This is a genomic window from Citrobacter sp. Ce104, from assembly GCF_030334595.1.
Taxonomy (GTDB): Bacteria; Pseudomonadota; Gammaproteobacteria; order Enterobacterales; family Enterobacteriaceae; genus Citrobacter; species Citrobacter europaeus.
This window is the reverse complement of sequence record NZ_JAOWDP010000065.1, coordinates 274566-281418: the sequence shown is the minus strand read 5'-3', so window position 1 is coordinate 281418 and position 6853 is coordinate 274566. Positions and strand designations below refer to the sequence as shown.

General features: G+C 47.0%; 3 protein-coding genes and 1 pseudogene. All 4 read right to left on the bottom strand.

Translation table 11 applies throughout. The features are described from left to right. Positions 1 to 54 precede the first annotated feature (54 nt). The gene (locus OGW16_RS16395; protein ID WP_502873975.1) at positions 55 to 4134 is read right to left on the bottom strand and encodes an autotransporter outer membrane beta-barrel domain-containing protein; all 4080 of its coding nucleotides are present in this window, start codon (positions 4132 to 4134) and stop codon (positions 55 to 57) included. Positions 4135 to 4737: 603 nt separating this feature from the next. Further along, positions 4738 to 4809 (bottom strand): annotated as a pseudogene (locus OGW16_RS26385) (ESPR domain-containing protein); the annotation flags it as partial. Between the two features lie 315 nt (positions 4810 to 5124). Continuing rightward, on the bottom strand, positions 5125 to 5655 hold the full coding sequence (locus OGW16_RS16385; RefSeq protein WP_193144953.1) for a hypothetical protein: 531 nt from the start codon (positions 5653 to 5655) through the stop codon (positions 5125 to 5127). A 594-nt stretch (positions 5656 to 6249) separates the two neighbouring features. Beyond that, the gene (locus OGW16_RS16380; RefSeq protein WP_043016676.1) at positions 6250 to 6831 is read right to left on the bottom strand and encodes a YrbL family protein; all 582 of its coding nucleotides are present in this window, start codon (positions 6829 to 6831) and stop codon (positions 6250 to 6252) included. Positions 6832 to 6853 lie beyond the last annotated feature (22 nt).

Genomic DNA, 6853 nt, shown 5'->3' with positions numbered 1-6853 from the left:
AAATAACCAGACTGACATATGCCAGTCTGGCTGAACTTGCCCGGCAGAATCAGCTTAGAAGTTCCATTTCACACCGACCATCGCAGCGCTGTCGTTATAGCCTTTGTCGCCAGCCTGGACCCCGATGTTGCCCCACAGATTAAGACGCGGACTCACCTGTCCTTCCACACCCACTTTTACTTCGGCGATATTTTTCGCCCCGTCCTGACGAACATTCACGCCGTCCATGGTCGTACTGAAATCTCGTGAATTGTGCAGCCAGTTCAGTTCGGCAAACGGCTGGAATTCACGCTCTTTACCGTTATCCATCTGATGATGGCTCTTAATCCAGGTTTTCAGGCCCAGCCGGGTCTGTACATTGCCGTTACCGTTGCTGGTGATACGGGTGCCGTTGCTTTCCTGATGATCGTCCGCCTTCACGCCCATCCAGACCGCCTGCGCCTGAGGCTGGATGTACCATTCATTCAGCGTGCCATGACTGCCGGCAAATTCGCCCATTTTCTGGGCATATCCCATTTCCAGCGAGGCGGTCACCCCTTTCGATTTATATGACTCGCCCTGCAGATCATCGCCTTTAACATTGTTATCAAACCAGCTGTACTGAGCCCAGCTGTCCAGCCAGGCGCCGTTATGCGACGCATCATTGGCATACCATGTGGCATACACGCCGGTACTGTAGCCATTGACTGAACCCCGGGAACGATAACCCGTGCGTGATGACCGGGTGTTACTGTGGTCGTTCCCGTAGCCCGCCATCACGCCCAGGTGCCAGCGGTCAAGTCCGTTCTGGCTCCATTGCGCAATGTCGCCTCCCAGCTGCAATACATAACGGTTGCTCTGGGTTTTCAGCTGGCCGCTGCCGTCACGCCAGTTGTTGTGCCCGCCAACGTGGCGCATCCACATACTGGTGACTTTCTGCTCGCCGGTCAGGGCATCGGTATACTGCGTTTCGCCCAGGCGATCGTACAAACGGGTGACGAACATGTTGTTGGCTGCCGCCAGGTTAGCCGTGTAGCTGCCGCCTTCCGGGCGCAGATCTTTATCGGGATCCGGATCCGGATTTGGTTCGGGATCCGGATTGGTTTTGCCGCTGGTCAGATACCAGTTGCCGCTGTTCTCATCCTGACCGCGCCCAAGGCTGTAGTCATATGCCCCTGCCACAATACGGCCAGCCTGGGTGAACTCACCGTCCGATGCGCCATCAACATGAATAACTTCGATCCCATCAATCGTGGCGGCCCCTTTCCCACCGGCGTTGGTGACGCTGACGGAGGTGGTGCCACTGGTATCGCCTTTCACCACCAGCTTATCCGTAACGGAATTGTCATCCCCCAGCGCGGTATTCAGGGAAAGATGCCCACCATTCCCCGTATAATTGCCATTGACCACCAGCTGGTTACCGGCCTGCTGACCATTCACACCGGTTGCGAGGGTACCGCTGTTAACCAGGTCGCCCCCCACCGTGAACAGGAGGTTGTCGCCGGTCCCGGTTCCCACCTGCAGCACACCGGCGTTATTCACATGACCTGCAACGCCCCCCGTGCCCGAGAGCATCCCCGCAGCCGCAATGTTGACTTCGCTACTGGCCAGCGTGACCGGAGATGTGCCGTCCCCCAGTACCAGGCCGCCCTGCTCAATCTCCGTTTTGCCCGTCCAGGCGGCGTTATCGCCGACGGTAATGGAGCCGGCTCCCAGCTTGGTCACGTCCCCGCTACCATAAACATCGTTATTAAGCTGCCAGTCGGTATTACTGTTCAGCACCAGTGAACCGCTGTTGCTCACCTCTGCGCTGCCCAGATTTTCTGCAGTAAACACGGTGAGCCGGGAATCCGCATCCACAGCAAATTGCCCCGTAAAGGCGCTGTTGTTGCCCACCAGCGCGACATCGCTTTCGCTGAGTTCAACCCGTCCGGCATCGCTGATGCTGTTGTAAAGCGCGCCTGCGGCCTTGCTCATCGTCAGCGTTCCCGCCGCCACAATATCGCCGGTGCCAAGGCCCAGCGTGGTGTTCATCAGCACGCGCGCGCCTTCTGCAATGGTCGTTTTTGCCGTCAGCGTGCTGTTTTCACCGGTGATGGTCAGCGTGTCGCCATTGATGTTCAGCGCGCCGCTTCCGGTCAATATCCCGTCGGCTGTTCCGCCCTGCGCCAGGGTCAGGCTACCGCCATTGATGTTCAGCAGTGAGTCAGCCGCCGCCGTCAGCTTACCGACAGTCTGGCTATAACCGTTCATGTCAAAACCGGTATCAGCGGCCAGACGCAGTTCGCTGGTCTGTCCCAGAACATTATCGTTTTTCATCAGCAGGTTGCCGCTGCGTACATCGGTAACACCGGTGTAATCGTTATCCATATTCGACAGCGATACCGTCTGGCCTCTGGCGCTGTCAAACGCCAGATCGCCAGTGCCTGTCACGCGGGCGCTGAGATCTGCGGCATTACCGGTATTCCCTTCGGCATTGAGGGTTAGGGCATTATTCCCTTGCGCAAGTAATTCGAGTTGGGTCAGACCATAATTGATGTAAAGTCCATCGCCATTTTCACCACTTGTCAGACGATAATCGTAAACACCATTTGCCACGGTCTCACCATTCTGAGTAATGTGAGATGTCTGGGCATTAGAAACCACATTACCATTCTGATCGACCAGGCTAAGATTCCCCGCACTACCTGTAACCGTGCCGTAGCTATCAGCCAATTTAACCAGGACGTCACCTTCATCCTGCTGGAGCAAAGGTAAAGTTGTGTCAGGATGCTGCGGCGTGTTCTCAAAATCGCCACCAGTACTAATTTGAATTTGCCCGCTACCGGTTAAATTCAGATCGTTTTCCGTCTGAATGAAACGATCGCTAAGCGTATCGCCAGGAGAAACAGCACCAAAAATTAATGTCCCGCCATTAAAGGCCAGACCACCAATGTTTTGTGTTCCAGTTCCAACCGATGTAGCGTTGCCAGTACCCACGGTAAGCGTGGCATTCGTTAACGCAGACGTATTGTCTGCCTCTAATGCGAACAGATTATTATTGAGAATCACATTCCCTGCGAATTCAGAACCCGTGGTATTGCTAAAGTTAAACGCATTACCATTATTATCAGCAACAAGATATCCGGCTCCGGTTAACTTATTATCAAAGCTGAACCCATTGTTTGTTGTCGCGAGCAAGCGTCCGCCACTGCTGATATTTACATCACCGGTACCGAAATTATTCTGCGTAGAGGACACCGCGGTATCCGTTGAAGCAGTGCCCGTTACGTTCCAGTTACCCGCATAGTTTTGGTTAGTACCGGTTATCTGGGCATTACCAGATACGGTTGAATTACCGCTACCTGATAATATGTTATTGAATGCACTGCCATCAGCATAAGCAATATCCAGTCCGGTATTAGTGTTTGGAGCCGTATTAACAGATACCACACCACTTCCCAGTGCTTTACTATCCGCAATGGAAAGTAAACCACCGCTAATTACCGTCCCACCAGTGTAATTTGACACAGCAGCCAGAGTAGTATGTCCTGATTGTTGCTCCACCGCGCCATCGCCATTAATCGCAATATTGAATAAATAGCCTTCAGTACCAGGTTGAGCCTGATTGATGTTATTGAAAATAACCGTATTCTGGCCATCGCCACTCATTGCTATGCTCTTGGCAGCAATAGAGGTAGGGGCACCATACTTAGCATCACCAATATAAAGCTGGGTAGCGCCGCCGGATACACTGTTTAATGTGATATCATTCTCAGCAGTCACTTTTGAAGCGTGCCCCAGGATCACTTTTGTCACGTTGTCAGCGACTTCTGACGATATATTGAAATCACCATTCGTCGTTATGCCCGTTCCTGTTGCATTCAATATCTGAAGACCCGTACCCCCTACGTTTTTACCAACAACATTTATATCTCCACCAACATTTACCACCGTTGAATAAATGCCTGCAGCAGTACTAACAGCATCAATGTTATTGATTTCAACGTTATTACTGAAAGTAAGATCGCCACCAACGTTGATACCATTCGAAGTTGAATTGTTAGTCGCTAAAAAACTACCGTTCGTAGTATCAAGAGACAGATCGCCGCCCACGTTAAGCTGGGAATTGCCCACCATCATGAACGTGCCGCCACTGGTGTTTTTTACGGTCATGTCACCCGTAACATTAATTTCGGCACCCTGCTCTGAAGAACTGGGATTTGCCAGCCATATGCTATTATGATCTGCAGTAAGACTAATGCTTTCTGCAGTTAACCTAGCCATTGCATTCGCTGATCCAAACATCCAGATAGTCGCATCTGTCGCGCCAGTATTCGTTTTAATATCACCTGCAGAGATAACACCGGCAGTCCCCCCGGATTGCTCCGATGTCAACCCTCCTAATTGGGAACCACCAATTTGCAGCATACTATTATTTCCCATTAATAGTGCACCGCTATTTTCCGCTGTTAAACTGCCGCCATTGATCCATATAGATGTATTTTCATTGGCAGGTGGCGCCATATTTATTGTTGGATTGCCACCTGTAATAATAACATCCGCACCGTTATTTACCTGCACAGTAGAGGTTGTGTTCCATTGCAAACCATCATTTATACTATCTGATGAATTGAATTCAGTATATCCATTGATTTCTAGCGCATTAACGTTCCCTGATAGTATTAATGTAACAACCGTGCTAACAGCTTTAAGATTAAACAGCAAACTGGTGGATTTCGGGGAGAACTGGGTAGTGCTTTTACTTTTCGTTTTACCTTTACCAAACTCCGAAACCACAACCCATAAATTTTGAGCCGAATTCCATATAACACGATAAATCTTGTTCATAATCACCTTCCGAATAAGACCACGAAGCCTTTGTGTTTTGGCTAATTATCATGGCGGTACAGCAATGAATATAACGACACTCAACAGGCATCCTCTCTTTTCTGGTCTTTTCCGCAGAAACATTGAGCAACCTGTACGGGGCGGATACTATTCCCTGCTCACAAAAACATCCATTTATATCGATAATTTGACGTATTATAGATACTTTATCTTACTTATATGACAGAAACAGTCATTAACACCATTTCAGTTTAATGCAAAGACAACGCAGTGTTAATGATTTGTATAGATAAATTCCATATAGCTGTTACCACGCTAACTCCACAGCATGAATTTACGAACAAAAAAGTGCAGTTCGTTAGAATTACGTAAATTATATTTTCGCGCAATAGCGATTGTTATCGCCTGGAAAAACTTAACGTCAATTCTTGCTAATTTAGCAGCTTCGCTGACGCTATTTGCAGCCAGTAATAAATGAATAACATATATCTCTCGTCGGGTTAATGTCATAAGTTGTCTGATGCTTAGTATTTTATCGATTACCTTACGGGAGTGATTTTTTTGTCCCCTGAAGATACATAAACGCCACTTGTAGAAATCATCTGTCATTTCCAAATCAACTAGTGTTCCAAGTAACCGGGAGAGCCATAATCCCCGTGAGATAGTGATTATTCTAGTATCTGCACAGACTGATTCAATTGCACGATAAAGCGCATCCAGTGTAGGAAATGAATCTACATCGCAGAAACACAATATTTTCTCTGTAAAACTCGCTTGCATCAAAGCGTCTATAGAACAACGAAGGTAAGTATCCTGAGTAAAAACAATATATTTTTCTTGCAGCAAACCAATAACTCCTGTCGTTTTCTAATTCCTGAATTTCCGTTCAGAAATCGATACTGTAGATGAGAAATCTTGTAATGTATTTACTTTTAAAATGACACCTTCATTATAATCGGCATGCACAATGTCAGTTATTTATACTAATAAAAAATTAATTTATAGATGTTTTGGCCATAAAGATATCTGGCAGCACAGTCTGTAAAATATAAAATACAAAAAATCCACCATCGTTTCAGTAGATCATACTGTGTTGTTAAGATCAGATCCTGACCGAACTATTGGGAAAATAGTAAATATTGCTTCAAAGGAAGAGATATTTGCTATATCGAAGACAGGAATGAAAAATAGATAACGGGAGGGTTGATAAGAAAGTTCACTGGGTCTACGAGGATACTGATATCGGGTTAAGCCGAGAATGAAACTGCCGGCAATCTATACTTAAGCTGCAAACATGAGCACATAAGCCGGGCAATTCAGAATATGTTTCAAGAAGTTGATATACAACGAACGTCTGAGTAAAAACCTCTATTAATCAGCTCGTTGTATTGGATATCCAGCAACAAACAATTATGATTAGACTATTTCTAACCAGTGTGGTTAAGCTTGTTGAAGGCCATTCAAATCGTTAAGCATCCGCTTGAGACATTTGATTTTATTCTTATCGCGAACTGACTGTGAAAGCTTACTGAGTTGAAAAAACGTTTTGTCACCAAACCCGTCAATGACTTTGAAGCGATACTCCTGACGCTCGCTGTCCCAGGCGTAAACAATGTTTTTACAATGCAGAGAGTTAATAATGACTCTGGTGCTGACAAACCATGCTAAAAAAGCATTCAGCTTCTGTAATTTACTGTCATCGAGTTCTTTTTTCACGGCGAGCTGATAAAGAGTTTGCGCAATATTGCCATGTTCATCGCACTCCTTCACAGTGATCTGCCCTACTCCTTTGTTTGTTTCAACAAGACCTTCAATCTTTTGCATATAAAGCGAGTCAGTTTGATGGTTAGGCTTGCACTCTTTGAGATCGCGGAAGACTTCACGTAATTTGCTTTTATAGTTAGCTATATCTGAAATAACGATTTTGATCAGCAGCTTGCTATCCTGAGGATGCTGAAAGACGTATCGGTCGTTACCTCTTGCCAGCAAGTCTTCATCTGTCAATACAAGCTCTTGTTTCATAATAGTTTTTGACTCTTACCCT

Coding starts and splice junctions, on each gene's coding strand:
- OGW16_RS16395 (WP_502873975.1), bottom strand. CDS start 4,134: ATGACCGTAAAAAACACCAGTGGCGGCACGTTCATGATGGTGGGCAAT.
- OGW16_RS16380 (WP_043016676.1), bottom strand. CDS start 6,831: ATGAAACAAGAGCTTGTATTGACAGATGAAGACTTGCTGGCAAGAGGT.